The sequence below is a fragment of the Rhodanobacter sp. BL-MT-08 genome (assembly GCF_054161255.1).
On the sequence record NZ_CP167872.1, the window covers coordinates 1417942 to 1433514 of the forward strand.

General features: G+C 63.3%; 15 protein-coding genes. 6 read left to right on the forward strand and 9 right to left on the reverse strand.

Features of this window, described 5'->3' with window-relative positions; all coding sequences use genetic code 11:
- Window positions 1-38 precede the first annotated feature (38 nt).
- The gene (locus ACDK93_RS06005) at window positions 39-1559 is read left to right on the forward strand and encodes an FMN-binding glutamate synthase family protein (RefSeq protein WP_458071692.1); all 1521 of its coding nucleotides are present in this window, start codon (window positions 39-41) and stop codon (window positions 1557-1559) included.
- A gap of 89 nt (window positions 1560-1648) precedes the next feature.
- Here the strand turns inward: ACDK93_RS06005 and ACDK93_RS06010 are convergent, their stop codons facing one another.
- The 5 genes from ACDK93_RS06010 to ACDK93_RS06030 form a co-directional block, all read right to left on the reverse strand.
- Complete coding sequence (locus ACDK93_RS06010; protein ID WP_458071693.1) at window positions 1649-2362, reverse strand: arginyltransferase; 714 nt, start codon at window positions 2360-2362, stop codon at window positions 1649-1651.
- Window positions 2363-2438: 76 nt separating this feature from the next.
- Window positions 2439-2831: a hypothetical protein gene (locus ACDK93_RS06015; protein ID WP_458071694.1), complete on the reverse strand. Its 393-nt coding sequence runs from the start codon at window positions 2829-2831 to the stop codon at window positions 2439-2441.
- A gap of 12 nt (window positions 2832-2843) precedes the next feature.
- A complete protein-coding gene (gene tesB, locus ACDK93_RS06020) occupies window positions 2844-3710 on the reverse strand; it encodes an acyl-CoA thioesterase II (RefSeq protein WP_458071695.1) in 867 nt (288 codons plus the stop codon).
- Between the two features lie 233 nt (window positions 3711-3943).
- Window positions 3944-4933, reverse strand: coding sequence for an IS5 family transposase (locus ACDK93_RS06025; RefSeq protein ID WP_458071696.1), 990 nt, complete (start codon window positions 4931-4933; stop codon window positions 3944-3946).
- Window positions 4934-4992: 59 nt separating this feature from the next.
- The gene (locus tag ACDK93_RS06030) at window positions 4993-5547 is read right to left on the reverse strand and encodes an N-acetylmuramoyl-L-alanine amidase (protein WP_458071697.1); all 555 of its coding nucleotides are present in this window, start codon (window positions 5545-5547) and stop codon (window positions 4993-4995) included.
- Between the two features lie 72 nt (window positions 5548-5619).
- Here ACDK93_RS06030 and ACDK93_RS06035 point away from each other — a divergent pair, with 72 nt between their 5' ends.
- The 5 genes from ACDK93_RS06035 (at window position 5620) to egtD (ending at window position 11347) form a co-directional block, all read left to right on the forward strand.
- Entirely contained in the window at window positions 5620-6147 is a 528-nt protein-coding gene (locus ACDK93_RS06035; protein WP_458071698.1) for an alpha/beta hydrolase, read from the forward strand.
- Window positions 6144-8345, forward strand: a complete 2202-nt coding sequence (gene rlmKL, locus ACDK93_RS06040; RefSeq protein ID WP_458071699.1) for a bifunctional 23S rRNA (guanine(2069)-N(7))-methyltransferase RlmK/23S rRNA (guanine(2445)-N(2))-methyltransferase RlmL — start codon at window positions 6144-6146, stop codon at window positions 8343-8345. Before ACDK93_RS06035 ends, rlmKL begins: the two co-directional genes overlap by 4 nt.
- Before the next feature lie 86 nt (window positions 8346-8431).
- Entirely contained in the window at window positions 8432-8836 is a 405-nt protein-coding gene (locus ACDK93_RS06045) for a hypothetical protein (protein WP_458071700.1), read from the forward strand.
- Between the two features lie 277 nt (window positions 8837-9113).
- Window positions 9114-10364 (forward strand): ergothioneine biosynthesis protein EgtB, encoded by a 1251-nt coding sequence (gene egtB, locus ACDK93_RS06050; RefSeq protein WP_458071702.1) that lies wholly within the window; start codon window positions 9114-9116, stop codon window positions 10362-10364.
- Window positions 10361-11347: an L-histidine N(alpha)-methyltransferase gene (gene egtD, locus ACDK93_RS06055; protein ID WP_458071704.1), complete on the forward strand. Its 987-nt coding sequence runs from the start codon at window positions 10361-10363 to the stop codon at window positions 11345-11347. The genes egtB and egtD overlap by 4 nt, the downstream gene beginning before the upstream one ends.
- A gap of 97 nt (window positions 11348-11444) precedes the next feature.
- Here egtD and ACDK93_RS06060 read toward each other — a convergent pair whose 3' ends face one another.
- The 4 genes from ACDK93_RS06060 to msrB all read right to left on the reverse strand — a co-directional run bounded on the left by ACDK93_RS06060 (window position 11445) and on the right by msrB (window position 15503).
- Window positions 11445-12128: an SH3 domain-containing protein gene (locus ACDK93_RS06060; RefSeq protein WP_458071705.1), complete on the reverse strand. Its 684-nt coding sequence runs from the start codon at window positions 12126-12128 to the stop codon at window positions 11445-11447.
- A gap of 188 nt (window positions 12129-12316) precedes the next feature.
- The gene (locus ACDK93_RS06065) at window positions 12317-13831 is read right to left on the reverse strand and encodes a S10 family peptidase (RefSeq protein WP_458071707.1); all 1515 of its coding nucleotides are present in this window, start codon (window positions 13829-13831) and stop codon (window positions 12317-12319) included.
- 185 nt (window positions 13832-14016) lie between these two features.
- Entirely contained in the window at window positions 14017-14775 is a 759-nt protein-coding gene (locus ACDK93_RS06070; protein ID WP_458071709.1) for an SH3 domain-containing protein, read from the reverse strand.
- Window positions 14776-14888: 113 nt separating this feature from the next.
- Complete coding sequence (msrB, locus tag ACDK93_RS06075; RefSeq protein ID WP_458071711.1) at window positions 14889-15503, reverse strand: peptide-methionine (R)-S-oxide reductase MsrB; 615 nt, start codon at window positions 15501-15503, stop codon at window positions 14889-14891.
- Window positions 15504-15573: the final 70 nt, after the last annotated feature.

Below are 15573 nucleotides of genomic sequence, written 5' to 3' on the forward strand. Positions count from 1 at the left end.
GCGTCGTTTGCGCGACGCCAACTTGACGAGGGACGGCTATGCAATCGACGGGCTTCGCACACTGGCTGATTGTGGTGGTGGAAATCGGCGCGGCCATCGCGCTGATGGTGCTGGCGCTGGGCGTGGTGGTGATCGCGTCGATGTGGTTTATCGACAGGAACCAGAAGGCCAATTCGGTGCTGCGCAATTTTCCGGTGGTCGGCCACTTCCGCTACTGGTTTCTGCATCTGGGCGAGTTCTTTCGCCAGTACCTGTATTCCAGCGATCGCGAGGAAATGCCGTTCAACCGGGCCGAACGTACGTGGGTTTATCGTGCGGCCAAGAACGTGGAGAACACGGCGGCTTTCGGATCCAGCCGTGACCTGCGTGCGGAGGGCGTGCCGTTTTTCGTCAACGCGCCGTTTCCCGATCTCGGCCAGGAGCACGTTGAGCCGGTGCCGGTGACGATCGGCCCTTACGCGCGTGAGCCGTATAGCCATTCGGCGTTCTTCAATATCTCGGCGATGAGCTTCGGCGCGCTGTCGGCGCCGGCGGTGCGGGCGCTGTCGCGCGGCGCGGCCAAGGCCGGCATCTGGATGGATACCGGCGAGGGAGGCCTGGCGCCGTATCACCTCGAAGGCGGCTGCGATATTGTGTTCGAGATTGGCACTGCCAAGTACGGCGTGCGCACGCCCGAGGGCGAACTGGACGACGCCAAGCTGCTGGCGATCTGCGCGCACAAGCAGGTGAAGATGGTCAGCATCAAGCTCGGGCAGGGCGCCAAACCGGGCATGGGCGGCTTGCTGCCCGGGGCCAAGGTCACCCCGGAGATCGCCGAGATTCGCGGCATTCCGGTCGGTAAGGATTCGCAGAGCCCGAACCGTCATCTGGACATCGGCAATATCCATCAGCTGCTGGACAAGATCATGCACATCCGCGAGCTCACCGGCAAGCCGGTCGGCTTTAAGGCAGTGTTCGGCGGCGTGGAGTGGATTGCGGATCTTTGCGACGAAGTGAAGAAGCGCGGCATTCAGAGCGCGCCGGATTTCATCATCGTCGACGGTTCGGAAGGTGGCACCGGTGCGGCGCCGCAGACGCTGATGGAAGGCGTGGGCCTGCCGCTGCATGAAGCGCTGCCGGCCGTACTCGACGTGCTGATCAGCAAGGGCCTGCGCGAGCGCGTCAAGGTGATCTGCTCGGGCAAGTGCATCACCGCCTACGACGTGGCGTGGGCGCTGTCGCTGGGCGCGGATTTCGTTAACTCGGCGCGCGGGTTCATGCTGGCGCTGGGCTGCATCCAGTCACTGCAGTGCAACCGCAATACCTGCCCCACCGGCATCACCACGCAGAATCCGAAACTGCAGCGCGGTCTGGTCGTCGCCGACAAGAGCGAACGCGTCTATCACTACGCCGACAACGTGATGCACGAGGTCGGCATCATTGCGCACAGCTGTGGTGTCAGCGAACCGCGCCAGCTCAACCGCAGCCATTGTCGAGTGGTGGGTAACGACGGTTTGTCCGTGCCGCTGGAAAAGCTCTATCCCTATCCGAAAGTGGACAGGCTGCCCGAAAACGCGTGATTCGTAGGTTGGGATGAGCTTAGGCGAATCCCAACATGGCTGGCGATGGCGTTGGGGTTCGCTGCGCTCATCCCAACCTGCGAAAGCCCTTACGAATGTGTCATTGCCATCCAGCTACCGTCTCTGCGAATCTCCAGCGGCTGAAAGCGGCGCTTGTAGTCCATCTTTGGATGGCCGTCTATCCAGAAGCCCAGGTACAACCACGGTATGTCGCGGCGGCGGGCCAGTTCGATCTGCTGCAGGATGGCGAGGGTGCCGAGGCTGCGCGCCGATTCGTTGGGATCGAAAAACGTATAGACGGCCGAAATGCCGTTGATGCAGACGTCGGTCACGGCGATGCCTAGCAGCCGTTCGGCCTGGCGAATTTCCAGAAACAGCGTGGGGCTCCACGGTGCGGTGAGAAATCGGCGGAAGTCGCTGGCTTCCGCGTCGTCCATGCCGCCGCCAGCGTGGCGGCTGCGCAGATAGGTCTCGTACAGCGCGTGCCGCTCGCGGTTGTAGCCGGGTATGCATTCGATGACGCTGAGGTCGGCGTTGCGCTTGAGGCAGCGGCGCTGCGAACGATCCGGCTGGAAATTCTCAACGTCGACGCGGCACGGTGTGCACGCCTGGCACTGCGGGCACTGCGGGAAATACAGGTGCCCGCCAGCGCGGCGAAAGCCTTGTTCCAGCGCCGGGCCGTAAAGTTTGTCGAGCTGCGGCGCGGCCGGATCGACCACCAGGTTTTGCGCCGTGCGCTCGGCGTAGTATCCGCACGCGTGGGGAAGCGTCTGAAACAGGCGGATGGTGGGTTCGGCGCGCATGCGTCGATTCTATGCCCGCGCGACCGCGCGAAACCATGTGGCATGGCCACATGCGGCATCACGCCGGTAGGTGCCGCTAGATGATGTGCATGTACCGCAATACCACCATCGCGCAGGCAGCAACGACGGCGACCATTACGATGCGGCGTACGCGTACGACGGTGCCGCGTCTCTGATAAGTCGGAGACGGGTTACGTACGGCCGCCAGCTCGTCGGCGTGGCGAATCACCGGTTCGATGCCGATGCTGCGCAGCAGTTCGCGGGCGCGGGTGTAGTCGTCGGCGCTGACGATCCACACCTGCGGCCAGGCCTCGCGGTCATCCGTGCGCTCGGAGTAGCTGAAGCGCTGATAGCTTGGCCGGTTCCAGTTGGAACGGTTGGTGACCCTGGCTTCGATAGCGTGCTCGTTCATCAGAGCAACCACGCGGTCGATGTTCTCTTGTCGCTGGGAGGTATAGATCTGGCGCATGCGTGCAGTGTATCAACCGCCGCGCAGGCGAATCAGTCCTTCCTGCGCGGTGGAGGCCACCAGCTGGCCGTCGCGGCTGAAGATCTGGCCGCGGGCAAAACCGCGCGCGCCCTGTGCGGTGGGGCTGTCGAAGGAGTACAGCAGCCACTCGTCCGCCCTGAACGGGCGATGGAACCACAGCGCGTGGTCGAGGCTGGCCATCTGCACGTTGTGGGTGTAATACGAAATGCCGTGCGGCAGCGTGGCGGTGCCGATCAGGTTGAAGTCCGACGCGTACGCCAGCAGCGCGCGATGCAGCGCCGGCGACTCATCCACCGGCGAGGCCACGCGAAACCAGATGTGCTGGATCGGCGGACGTTTGACCGGGTGCAGTCGATCCTGCGGCCACACGTGCCTGAACTCGATCGGCGAGTCCACGCCCAGCCACCGCTGCAGCTTGACCGGCAGCTTGGCCAGCTGATCGGCGCTCAGTGGCTGCATCGGCTCGATATCCTCCGGCGCCGGCACGTCGGGCATGGAGGACTGGTGCTCGAAGCTTTTCTCCGGAATCTGAAACGAGATCGAGCCGTTGAGAATCGGCTGGCCGTGCTGGATCGCCACCACGCGACGCGACGAGAAGGTACCCCCATCGCGCGTGCGCTCGACGCTGTAGACGATCGGCGCGTCGATATCGCCGGCGCGCAGAAAGTATGCGTGCAGCGAATGCGCCTCGCGAATGGGGTCGACGGTGTTCTGCGCGGCGGCCAGCGCCTGGCCCAGCACCTGACCGCCGAACACGAATTGCGTGCCGATGTCGCGACTCTGGCCGCGAAACAGGTTGTCTTCGAGCCGCTCGAGGTGCAGCAGGTCGACCAGTTCGGCGACGTGATTTTCCAGCATGGTGGCAACTCGTGGCGGGTGAAATGCACCAATTATAGCGGCAGCCGCCGGCTCACCTTCGACGATCGCGGGGAGCCGGGAGCTAGGGAAGGTCTGATCAACCCAACTTCGTAGGCGTCGTCAGTCTTCGGCTCGACGCACGGCCTCGGTGAGTGGCGTCCATGCGGTTAAACAGCCAATGCTCGCCGCGTTTTGGCCGCGTTTCGCTGCCAAAACGCGGCCTTCAGGCGCACCTATCTTGTCTTTGCAAGCAAATACTCGCGGGACATCCACAGGTTGCTCAACGCGAACAGCGTCAGCACCTGTGCACCGTTCTTGGCCAGACCACGATAGCGCGCCTTGACGTGACCGAATTGCCGCTTGATCACGCGGAAGGGGTGTTCGACGACAGCGCGGATCGATGCCTTGATGTGCTCGATCTGTTCGGTCAACTCGCGCAAGGTCTCATCCTCGATCGCCTTGACCTTGCTCCGCTTGGCGGCGATATACCACTGGCGCCCACGCTTGGCCTTGGCGTGGTTCTGCGCGCCGACGTAGCCGGCGTCGCCAAACACGGCGTGCTCTTTGCCGTGTGGCAGATCGCCCACCTGGGTGACATCGCCTACGTTGGCCGCTGTCGTCACCACGCTGTGAACCAGGCCAGTGGCTTCGTCCACACCAATGTGGGCCTTCATGCCGAAGTACCACTGATTCCCTTTCTTGGTCTGGTGCATCTGCGGGTCGCGCGCCTTGTCCCGATTCTTCGTCGACGACGGCGCGCCGAGAATCGTCGCGTCCACGATCGTGCCCTGCGAGAGCTTCAGCCCTTGATGGTGCAGATGCCGGTTCACCGCCTCGAAGAGCGTCTTGGCCAGCCCGTGCTTTTCCAGCAGGTGGCGGAACTTGCACACCGTCGTTTCATCCGGCGCCGGCTCGCGCCCCAGATCGATGCCCACAAACCGCCGCATCGACGCCGAGTCGTACAACGCTTCCTCCACCGCCGGATCGCTCAGCGCGTACCACTGCTGCAGAAAGTGGATGCGCAGCATGCGCTCCAAACCCACGGCCGGTCGGCCGCCGCCATCGGCGCGTGGCTTGGGGTAGAACGGCTCGATCACCGCGCACAGCTGCGACCACGGCACGACCTTGTCCATCTCCGCCAAGAACACATCGCGTCGTGTCGCCTTGCGGTGAGCTTCAAATCCTCCGTCGACTTGTGTCGCCAAGGTCAGCTGATCGGTCATCGTCTACACTCTCTCGCATCGGGTGCACGCTTCGACAACGAAGCAAAATCAGAGTTTCCCTAGGGGGACCGGGCCAGGCCGCTTTCGCGGACCACGTCGGGCCAAGGAAACAGCGGGCCGGGATCGAGCTTGCGTGATACCTCTTTCGAGGCGTCGTCGCTGGCGGGCAGGCGCGCGGTATCGAGATCCTCGTGTCCGGCGATGCGGCGCAGGTTCGGATGCTCGAGGCGCAGCTGCTGGAGCAGGGCAATCAGCGCGGCGATCTGCGCGTTGGTGTACGGCTCGGTCATGATCTGGTAGCGCGAATCCCACCAGTGCGGGTACCGGCCCAGGTTCACCAGCTCGATGCCGATCGAGTGCGGGTTGTGTCCGCGCACGTGGTTGGCGACCCGGGTAGTGGGCACGTAGCAGTAAATGCCGCCGTCGCGATCGATGTAGTAGTGGCCGCAGTTGCCGGTGCCGTTGTCATGCAGCGGCCGTTCGCCGTATTCGCGGGCGGTCGTGAGATCGGGCAGTTCGGTGCAGTGGATGACGACGGTATCCACCGCGCTGGCGTCGCGCTCGGGCAGGCGGTCGGTGTACGGCAGCGGTTGATCGTGAATGGTTGGCGTCATGCTTCCAGTCTCGCCGGAAACGCAGCCTGTTACCATGCGCAACTCGCTTATTGCAGTTTCCACGGAGTCGCCATGCGCGGCCAGATCATTCTTTCGCACGGACTCAACGCTGATCCCAGCGCTACCAAGGTCAGCCTGCTGGCGGCCCAGGCCGAAGCCCAGGGCTGGCAGACCCAGCGGCCGGATTACCGCGACGACGACGCGCGCGGCATCGACGGCTGCGTGTCGCCGCGTATTGCCCGCCTGCGCGCGACCATCGAAGCGCTGCCCACACCGCCGCTGCTGGTCGGCTCCAGCATGGGTGCGTTCGTGTCCGGACTGGCTTCGCTCGATGTGCCCGTGCTCGGCCTGCTGCTGCTGGCCACACCCAGCACGATTCCCGGCTATGCGCGGGCGTTTGACCTTCGCAGCGGCGTGCCGACCATGTTCATTCACGGCTGGCGCGACGAGGTTTGCCAGCCGGCGGGCGTGCAAATGCTGGCTGCGCAGCGCCGGCTGCAGCTGCTGATGCTGGATGACGATCACCGCCTGGGTGCCAGCATGGACGCGATCGCGCTGCAGTTTCAACGCCTGCTCGATCAGCTGGCGACCGCCGCATGAGCGCGATTTCTCCCAACGCGTTTTTCGCGACATGTCCCAAGGGCCTGGAATATCTGCTGCGCGACGAACTGATCGCGATGGGCGCGATCGACGTGCGCGAGGCGCTGGCCGGAGCGCATTTTTCCGGCACGCTGGAAACCGCATACCGCGCCTGCCTGTGGTCGCGTCTGGCCAGCCGTATCCTGCTGCCGCTGGCGGATTTTGATGCTGCCGATGACGATGCGCTTTATCGCGGCGTGCAGTCGATCGACTGGAGCACGCATCTGGCCGCACACGGCACGCTGTCGGTCGATGCCGGCACTGCGCTGAGCAAGCTCACGCACAGCCAGTTCATCGCGCAGCGGGTCAAGGATGCCGTGGTCGATCAGTTCCGCCAGCGCGACGGCAACCGGCCGGGTGTGGATACGGATGAACCCGATATTCGCATCAATCTGCGCCTGCGCCGCGACCGCGCCACCGTGTCGCTGGATCTCGCCGGCACCCCGCTGCACCGCCGCGGCTGGCGCGAAGTGCAGGGCGAAGCGCCGCTGAAGGAAAACCTCGCGGCCGCGATGCTGCTGCGCGCGCGCTGGTCGGAGGTCTACGCCGCCGGCGGCGCGCTGCTCGATCCGATGTGCGGTTCGGGCACGCTGCTGATCGAAGGCGCACTGATGGCCGCCGACGTGGCGCCCGGTTTGCGCCGCGAATACTTCGGCTTTCTCGGCTGGCATCAACACGATATTGCCCTGTGGCGCGGCCTGTTGACCGAGGCGAACGAGCGTGCTGAAAAGGGCCTGCGCGAACTGCGCAGCGCTTTCTTCGGCAGCGATGCCGATCCGCGCATGGTGCAGACGTCCAAACGCAACGCGCAGGAAGCCGGCGTGGCCGGTTTTTTTACGCTCGATCGGCAGGAGGTCTCTCACGCCGCGCCGCCGCCGGGCGTCGATTACGGCCTGGTCATCACCAATCCGCCGTATGGCGAGCGCCTGGGCGAGCGCGCCGAGATGCCGCTGCTGTATCGCGCCGTGGGCGATGCGCTGCGCGCGCGCTTCACCGGCTGGCGTGCCGCGGTGCTGGCGGGCGACGTCGAGTTGGGTCGAGCCATGCAGCTGCATGCCGACAAGCGATACACCCTGTACAACGGCGCGCTGGAGACGGTGCTGCTGACGTTCGATCTGGGCAAACGCGATGAAGCACCGCGCGAGCCCAAGCCGCTGTCGGCCGGCGCGCAGATGCTGAAAAATCGCCTGGAAAAAAACGTCAAGCATTTGCGCAAGCGGCTCACGCGCGAAGGCGCGCACTGCTGGCGCGCCTACGATCAGGATCTGCCCGAATATGCTGCGGCCATCGATGTCTACGGCGATACGCACGGCAACGACCACCTGCATATTCAGGAGTACCGCGCGCCGGCCGACGTGCCGCCGGATGTCGCACGGCTGCGCATGCGCGAGATCGCCCGCGTGGCCGGTGAGGTGCTCAGCGTGCCGCGCGAGCGTATCGCCCTGAAAACCCGCGAGCGCGGCAAGGGCGGTTCCAAGTACGGCCAGCTCGATCAGCGCAACGAATTCATCGAGGTGGAAGAGGACAGCCTCAAATTTCTGGTCAATCTCACGGATTATCTCGACACGGGTTTGTTTCTCGACCACCGGCTGGTGCGCGGCAAGGTGCGTGAGCTGGCCGACGGAAAGTGCTTTCTCAACCTGTTCGCCTACACCGCCACGGCAAGCGTGCATGCCGCTGCAGGCGGCGCGCTGGAAACCACCAGCGTGGATCTGTCGGCGACCTATCTGGAATGGGCGTCGCGCAATCTAGCGCTCAACGGATTCAGTGGCTCCAGCCATCGACTGATGCAGTTCGATGCGCTGGAATTCCTGCAACGCGACCGCGGGCATTACGGGCTGATCTTTGTCGATCCGCCGACGTTTTCCAACTCCAAGCGGGCGGAAGATTTCGACGTGCAGCGCGATCATGTCAAGCTGCTCGACGCCTGCAATGAGCGCCTCACGAGAGACGGCGTGATCGTGTTTTCCAACAACTTTCGCCGCTTCAAACTCGATCGGGCGGAGCTGGAGCAGCGCTTTGTGATCGAGGACTGGACGGCGCCCAGCATCCCGTTCGATTTCGCCCGCCGCGCCGATATTCACGGCTGCTGGCTGCTGCGCCGCCGGCCCGCTGACCCCGGAATAAATCCGTGGGATTCGGCCCGAATCAAAAAGTAAACGCTTCAGTTCACATTAAGCCCGAAAAGCCGAGCATAGACATCGTACAGAGGGCCGAGAAAAGCCCGTACATACGGAGAACTGCCATGAGCATCAAACGTTTCAGTAGTGCAAGCAAGCTGTTGGCCCTCGGCCTTGGCGTAGCGGCTGCGGTGGTCATGCCACTGTCGGCGTCGGCGCACGGCTGGGGCGGTGGTTATCATGGTGGGTATGGCGGTTACCATGGTGGCTACGGCTACCACGGCGGGTATGGCCATGGCGGCTACTGGAGCGGTGGTCGCTGGATCGGCGGCGCCATTGTCGCAGGTGTCGTGGGCGGTCTCGTCTACAGCGCAACCCGCCCGGCTCCCGTCTACTACAATTACGGCCCGCCGGTGGTCTACACTCAGCCGACTGTGGTTTATCAGAGTGCTCCCGTCGTCACGCGTACTGTGACGACGTATAGCCAGCCTACGCAGTACGTTCGCGATGACGGTTATTACGGCAACTGATCCAAAGCATACTGACCCATTGGATTGATCCCAGTAGATCTGGCGTCGTTCAGCGAATAAAGAGCCCGGCATCCGCCGGGCTTTTTCTTTTCTGTGTCGGCGCGTATCGAAGATGCATGGGACGCAACGGTGTTCAACGTCAGTTTGCTTGGCGGCGTCTGATCACAAGATTTCAACGCCGTGCCCGGCATGCTTGCCTCTATGTTTTTGAACCATCCTCCACGTCGGGCCATCGGTATTGCCACTGCGCTGAGGGTCAAGGCGGAGGATGGTTACGATGGCTGGCGATAGTTTTCTGGTGTCCGCGTCGACCGCGTCCCGCTTTGATCATGTTCGTCGCACATCGGTCCAGCTGGTAAGCGGCCTGAGTGCCGAAGATCTGATGGTGCAGTCGATGCCGGACGCCAGTCCCGGCAAATGGCACCTCGCACACACAACCTGGTTTTTCGAGCATTTCGTGCTCGGCAAAGACCCCTCGTACACATCGCGCGACCCGGCTTGGCATTTCCTTTTCAATTCGTACTATCAGTCGGTTGGTCCGATGCACGCGCGGCCGCACCGGGGGCTGATTTCGCGCCCTTCGTTGCAGGACGTGTTTGCCTTTCGCGAGCGGGTGGATGCGGCTTTGATGGATATACTGTCCGACGATCCGGATCCGGAAATCGTCGAGCTGATCGAGTTGGGCCTGAATCACGAGCAGCAGCATCAGGAGCTGCTGCTCACCGATATCAAGCATGCGCTGTGGTGCAATCCTCTGATGCCCGCATACCACGAGCGCAAGCACGGCGCGACGGCTTCTGCGGCTATCCCACTGCGCTTTATCGCCGGACGCGATGGCATCGTCGAAATCGGCCATCGCGGCGAGTCCTTTGCTTTCGACAACGAAACGCCACGCCACCGCACCTTGCTCCAGCCGCATGCGCTGGCCAACCGGCTGGTGACCAACGCCGAATATCTCGTCTTTGTCAGAGAGGGCGGCTACCGTGAGCCCGGTCTGTGGTTGTCTGATGGCTGGGCGACACTACAGCGCGAGGGTTGGCAGCGACCGATGTACTGGCAGGACGACCTGGCCAGTGAATTCACGCTGGCGGGTGTGCAGGCCATTCATCCCCATGATCCGGTGTCGCACCTGAGCTATTTCGAAGCCGAGGCGTTTGCACGCTGGGCAGGTGCACGACTGCCGACGGAGGCCGAATGGGAGTCCGCCGCGCGCCCGCTGCCGATCGCGGGCAACCTGCAGGACGAAAAACGTTTTCATCCGGTCGCTGCTGCGGGTGACGACGGTTTGCTGCAGATGTATGGCGACGTGTGGGAGTGGACGGCGTCGCCCTACATCAGCTATCCGGGTTTTCAGCCGCTTCCCGGCTCGCTGGGCGAGTACAACGGCAAATTCATGAGTGGACAATGGATCCTGCGCGGGGGCTCGTGTGCCACGCCGCGTGACCATATCCGCGCTACCTATCGCAACTTTTTTCCACCCCATGCCCGCTGGCAGTTTGCCGGGCTACGATTGGGACAAGATCTATGAACGCGCAAGTCTCGGGTTTCAGCGACGACGATCGTCGCCCACCTTCCAATGAACTGCTTGAAATTGCACAGCGCGGTCTGGCGCTGAAGCCGAAACGTTTGCCATCCTGGCTTTTCTACGACGAGCGAGGCTCGGCGCTGTTCGACGAAATCTGCGAGCAGCCCGAGTATTACCTGACCCGCAGCGAGATCGCGTTGATGGACGAGCACGCCGGCAGCATCGCCGATACGCTGGGCAGCGACGTACGCCTGGTCGAATACGGCAGCGGCAACGCGCGCAAGACGCGCATGCTTCTGCAGCATCTGCACGAGCCGGTGGCCTATGTGCCGGTGGAAATTTCGGCCGAGCCGCTGCGCGAGAGCGTCGATCGACTCGCCACCGAATTTCCCGCGCTGCCGGTGCAGGCGCTCGGCGCCGATTTCACCAAGCCGCTGCGCCTGCCGATTCCGCCGCGTGCGCCACGTCGCACGGTGGTGTACTTCCCCGGATCGACGATCGGCAACTTTGACAGCCGCGCGGCGGCGGTTCTGCTGCGCAAGATGCGCAACGAGATGGGCGATGCCGGCGGCATATTGATTGGCGTCGATCTGAAAAAAGACCCCGATGTCATCGAAGCAGCCTACAACGACGCCGCGGGCGTGACGGCGGCCTTTACGCTCAACATGCTCACGCGGCTGAATCGCGACGTCGGCAGCGACTTCGACCTCTCGGCGTTCCGTCACCGCGCGCACTACAACCCCATGGCCGGCCGTATCGAAACGCATATTGTCAGCAGCAAGGCGCAGCAGGTGAAGCTGGGCAAGAGCAGTGTGGCCTTCCGTGAGGATGAGGCGATCCAGGTCGAGTACAGCTGCAAGTATTCACTGGCGGATTTCGAGGCGCTGGCAGCGAAGGCCGGGCTGGCAGTGCTGCGTGTTTGGACCGACGCGCAGAAAATGTTCAGCGTGCAGTATCTCGTGCGTGCCAGTACTGTCGCGCGCTGAACTACGTTTGCTTGCTGAAAGCGGCACGGGCTGCCGGCATCATCGATCCGCTTGAAATCATCCAAAAAAATCCGCCCCAAGGGCGGATTTTTTTATGTCAGTTGCCGTTGTCGGCTGGCCGTTGTGGTCCGAGGTCGGGGCGGCTATTGCCCGGTCCGGAACCCGGACGCCGATTGCCACCGGGATTGCCCTGACCGGGTCGCGAGGGCCGGTTTTCGTTGTTCGGGCTGCCTTGACCGGGACGGCCTGCACCGGCACCCGGTTGCGGACGTACGGGAGGGCGATTGCCTGTGGGTGGACGCGTTTGGCGCGAAGGCGGGCGGTGTTGCACCGGCGGTCGCGGCGGGGGACGATAAATCGGGCGCGGTGGCGGATGGTGCGGAACCGGTCGGGCGTACCAGCGGCTGCGCTCGCGGTAGAACGGCCGGTTTCGATAATAGCTGTCCCAGTAACTGCCGATCACGAAGCTGACGATCGGTATGCCGATCCGTGCGCCGTACGCGGGCACCAGCACGCGCTGATTCTGGTAGTCGTATTGCAGGTAATTGCCGGCAATCCAGCCGCGGTTGCCGAAGGCAACGACATCGCACCATGCCCAGCCGTCCGTGCATCCCTGAATCGCCAGCTGGGTGCCGGCAGGAATGGTGGAGATCAGCGGATAGCTGGTGTCGGGGCCGGCGCGAAGATTGACGTTTGCGGTGGCGAACCCGTCGGAAGCGTGGGCGAATACCGGCGCGGCAAAAAATAGTGCGGTCAGCCACGCGAGAAACGGACGCTTCATGACATCAATCTCCGTCGGTGAGTTCGGGCAAAGACGCCGGCCGTCGATTTCGCCAGCAGAGCTATCGCCGGCCGCATGACAGTGTTCCTGTTCCAGCCGCAGCGCAAGCTTCAGATAAACCTCTTGGGCGATAAATTCGCCTGAGCAAGCGCGGAGGACACATCGCCCTCCGCGCTTGGTGCACCGGGCTACTTGCTGCCGTAGAGCGCCTTGACGTCCTGACTCAGTGCCGCCTGGCTGTCCTCGCGCGCGTAGAACATGTGGCCGCCGGCGTATTCCTTCACCTGCACGCGGGTCGGATCACCCATCGCGGGCATCTGGTCAACGGCGAGTATCGACACCATGAACGGGCAGGAGAGATCGTCCCAGCCGTGGGCGATCAGCACGCGCAGGCCCGGATCGTTCGCGACCGCCTCGCGCAGCTGCGACACCGAGCCCTGATTCGCATCGTCATCCTCGTGCCACAGCTTGTTCACGTCATAGCTCAGCGCGTTGTAGCGGCCGTCGTATTTCCAGCCGACCGTCTGGGTGACGAAATTGACCATAGCCGTGGTGGTCGGCGCAATGATGCCGTTGAGGATCGGATCGCCTGTTTCCTGATGCGGCGCATACGGGAACGGATCCCACGCGGTGACGTTCGAGTCATAGCGGCTGCCGAGTTTGCCCTGAGCACGGTAGACCTCACGCAGATAGGCCTGCGTTTCCAGACGACCGCCGGAACGCTTCACGAAAACGGGATCGAGTCCGGTCAGTTCGGTGACTTTCTGGATCATCCGCTCGGTCGCCTGCGGGTCGGAGCGGCCTTTCATCAACGTCGTGGCGTAATCGCCGCGCGTGTATTCGATGATCGGTGCCATCGCCTCGGGCGTCAGACGGTGTTCGCGCTCCAGATGCGCCGCGGCGATTGATGGCAGCGTCTGCATCCACGGTAGCGGCGACACGTTTTCGTCGTTGGACGCCGCGGCATCGAGATAAGGCGACAGCAGCACCAGACCGTTCATCGCCACGCCGAGCTGGGTCTGCAGATAGTCGGTGATGCGCGGGCCGCGGAATCCGCCGTAGCTTTCCCCCACCAGATACTTGCGCGAGGTCATGCGGCCGTTCTTGACCAGCCAGTCGTAGACGATGCGTGACAGATATTTGATGTCGTTGTCGGTGCTGTAGAACTGCTTGGTGGCTTCCTTGTCGTCCACCAGCGCGCGGCTGTAGCCGGTGCCGATCGGGTCGATGAACACCAGATCGGTGAAACCGAGCCAGGTGCCGGGGTTGTCGTGCAAGGTGGTCGGTGCCGAGGGGATATCACCCTCGACGCCGAAGTTGACCTTCTTCGGTCCGATCGCGCCGAAATTGAGATAAACCGACGAGGCGCCCGGGCCGCCGTTGACGGCGAACGTGACCGGCCGATCCTTGCCGGCCATGGTGTAGGCGGTAAACACCACCTCGCCGGTGATGGTGCCCTTGTCATCGCGAACCGGCAGCGAGCCGACGGTGACCGTGTATTTCAGCGAATGGCCGTTGACGCTGGTGCTCTGCGAGACATGCGCGTCGGCGGGTAGAGGCGGCAGGTGAAAACCATTGCCGTTGCCGGCGTCATCGGCCGACGCCTGCTTGTCCGGTTTATGCCCGTCGGCAGCGATAGCCGACAGGCTGAAGCCACCAAGCACGAGGGCTGCCAGCACGGCAGATTGCAGAAGCTTGCGCACGAGTTCGTTCCCCATCGGTGAAAGGCATAAGCCTAACCTCCCGCCTCGCCCCGGGAGTGTGCATAAAGGCATGGTCAGGTGGTGTGCCCTGCGGTCCGTCGGTGACGATCGGTTGCCGGACGCACGCAGCAAAACGGGACGATTCGCATCGCCCCGTTTCGTTTCGTCACCACCTCAAGCCTCGATCAGTGACCGTTGTCGTCACGGTGATCGTTGTCGTGGTGCTCATCACCGTGGCCGGCCGGGCGTCCCTGCGTTGGCTGTGGACGACCTTGGCCGGGTGCCACCTGACCGGGACCGCCCGGTCGACCCTGGCCTTGCTGCGGTACGGGTGGCCTGCCGTTGTTCGGTATCTGGTGCACTGGATAACCCGGGCTTACCGGCCCAAGATGCCCCGGCCGTCCTTCGCCCGGATAACCAGGCCTCGGTTGGCCACCGTAGTTGCCATTGTTAGGGCCATGCCACGGCGCGGGACCACCCGGGCCGCCCGGCCGGCCCGGATACGGTCCATGCGGCGGTGGCGGCGGTGGACGACGCACGTACGGCCGGTTGTACCAGTTGCCGCGCTCACCGTAGAACGGACGGCTGCGGTAGTAGCGATCCCAGTAGCTGCCGATGCTGAAGGCGACGATCGGGATGCCGATCTGTGCGCCGTAATCGGACAGCAGAACCGGCTGGTCCTGGTACTCGTACTGGATGTAGTTGCCGGCAATCCAGCCGCGGTTGCCGTCGCTTTCATTGATCACGTCACACCATTCCCAGCCGTCGGTGCAGCCCTGCACGTCCACTTCGGTGCCACCGGGCAGCTGATCGACCAGCGGATAGCTCGGATCAGGTCCGGCGCGAAGGTTGACGTTGTCCACCACATATCCCTCGGTGGCATAGGCACATACGGGCGCCACCAGACACAGCGCGGCGAGGGAAGACCAAAGCTTGCGTTTCATCACGTCGATCTCCGGCTGAAAAGAGGGCGCTTCCTATCGTGCGGGCGCGCCCACTTTATATGCGCTTTTGCGCAGGATCGCGTGGTTTTCACGGCGTGGCTTTGGCTCGCCGTTCAGGCAGCTTTTCGGGGAACAAAACGCAGTGCCACGGCATTCATGCAGTAGCGCAGGCCAGTCGGCTTCGGGCCGTCGTCGAAAACATGGCCGAGATGGCTGTCGCAGTTGGCGCAGCGGATTTCCACCCGGGCCATGCCGAATGTGTTGTCGCGTTTTTCGACCACGTTGGTCTTGGCGATCGGCTGCCAGAAGCTCGGCCAGCCGGTACCCGAGTCGAACTCAGTGGCAGCGTCATACAGCGCCGTGGCGCAACCGACGCAGCGGAACAGGCCGGGAGTGGCAGGTTTTTCGTGATCGCCGCTGAAGGCGCGTTCGGTGCCGTCGCGACGAAGCACGTCGAAGCTCGCTGGTGACAGCCGCTGCTTCCACTGAGCATCGCTGAGGACCAGTCGGGGTACCTCGCGTGCGCCCAGATCCTTGCCGTCGTCGGAAAAAACTTCGAGCAGCACCTTGCCCGGTTTGCCGATCGGCACGTTTTCGGCCACGGAGTCTGCTGCAAACAGTCGCGGAAGGAACACCCCGCCACCGATGGCCAGCACGGCGCCGCCAGTCACGGCGGCGCGGATGAAGCGACGACGATCCGCCGCAAGCGTTTCATTGATACGAGACATGGAAACCTCCGTTGAACCAGATGCAGCCGAAACGATGCCAGTGGTGCAATTTCATTTCATGGTGAATGCC

Coding starts and splice junctions, on each gene's coding strand:
- msrB (WP_458071711.1), bottom strand. CDS start 15,503: ATGTCTCGTATCAATGAAACGCTTGCGGCGGATCGTCGTCGCTTCATC.
- egtB (WP_458071702.1), top strand. CDS start 9,114: ATGGCTGGCGATAGTTTTCTGGTGTCCGCGTCGACCGCGTCCCGCTTT.
- ACDK93_RS06010 (WP_458071693.1), bottom strand. CDS start 2,362: ATGCGCGCCGAACCCACCATCCGCCTGTTTCAGACGCTTCCCCACGCG.
- ACDK93_RS06025 (WP_458071696.1), bottom strand. CDS start 4,933: ATGACCGATCAGCTGACCTTGGCGACACAAGTCGACGGAGGATTTGAA.
- ACDK93_RS06035 (WP_458071698.1), top strand. CDS start 5,620: ATGCGCGGCCAGATCATTCTTTCGCACGGACTCAACGCTGATCCCAGC.
- ACDK93_RS06070 (WP_458071709.1), bottom strand. CDS start 14,775: ATGAAACGCAAGCTTTGGTCTTCCCTCGCCGCGCTGTGTCTGGTGGCG.
- ACDK93_RS06005 (WP_458071692.1), top strand. CDS start 39: ATGCAATCGACGGGCTTCGCACACTGGCTGATTGTGGTGGTGGAAATC.
- egtD (WP_458071704.1), top strand. CDS start 10,361: ATGAACGCGCAAGTCTCGGGTTTCAGCGACGACGATCGTCGCCCACCT.
- ACDK93_RS06030 (WP_458071697.1), bottom strand. CDS start 5,547: ATGACGCCAACCATTCACGATCAACCGCTGCCGTACACCGACCGCCTG.
- ACDK93_RS06015 (WP_458071694.1), bottom strand. CDS start 2,831: ATGCGCCAGATCTATACCTCCCAGCGACAAGAGAACATCGACCGCGTG.
- ACDK93_RS06045 (WP_458071700.1), top strand. CDS start 8,432: ATGAGCATCAAACGTTTCAGTAGTGCAAGCAAGCTGTTGGCCCTCGGC.
- tesB (WP_458071695.1), bottom strand. CDS start 3,710: ATGCTGGAAAATCACGTCGCCGAACTGGTCGACCTGCTGCACCTCGAG.
- rlmKL (WP_458071699.1), top strand. CDS start 6,144: ATGAGCGCGATTTCTCCCAACGCGTTTTTCGCGACATGTCCCAAGGGC.
- ACDK93_RS06060 (WP_458071705.1), bottom strand. CDS start 12,128: ATGAAGCGTCCGTTTCTCGCGTGGCTGACCGCACTATTTTTTGCCGCG.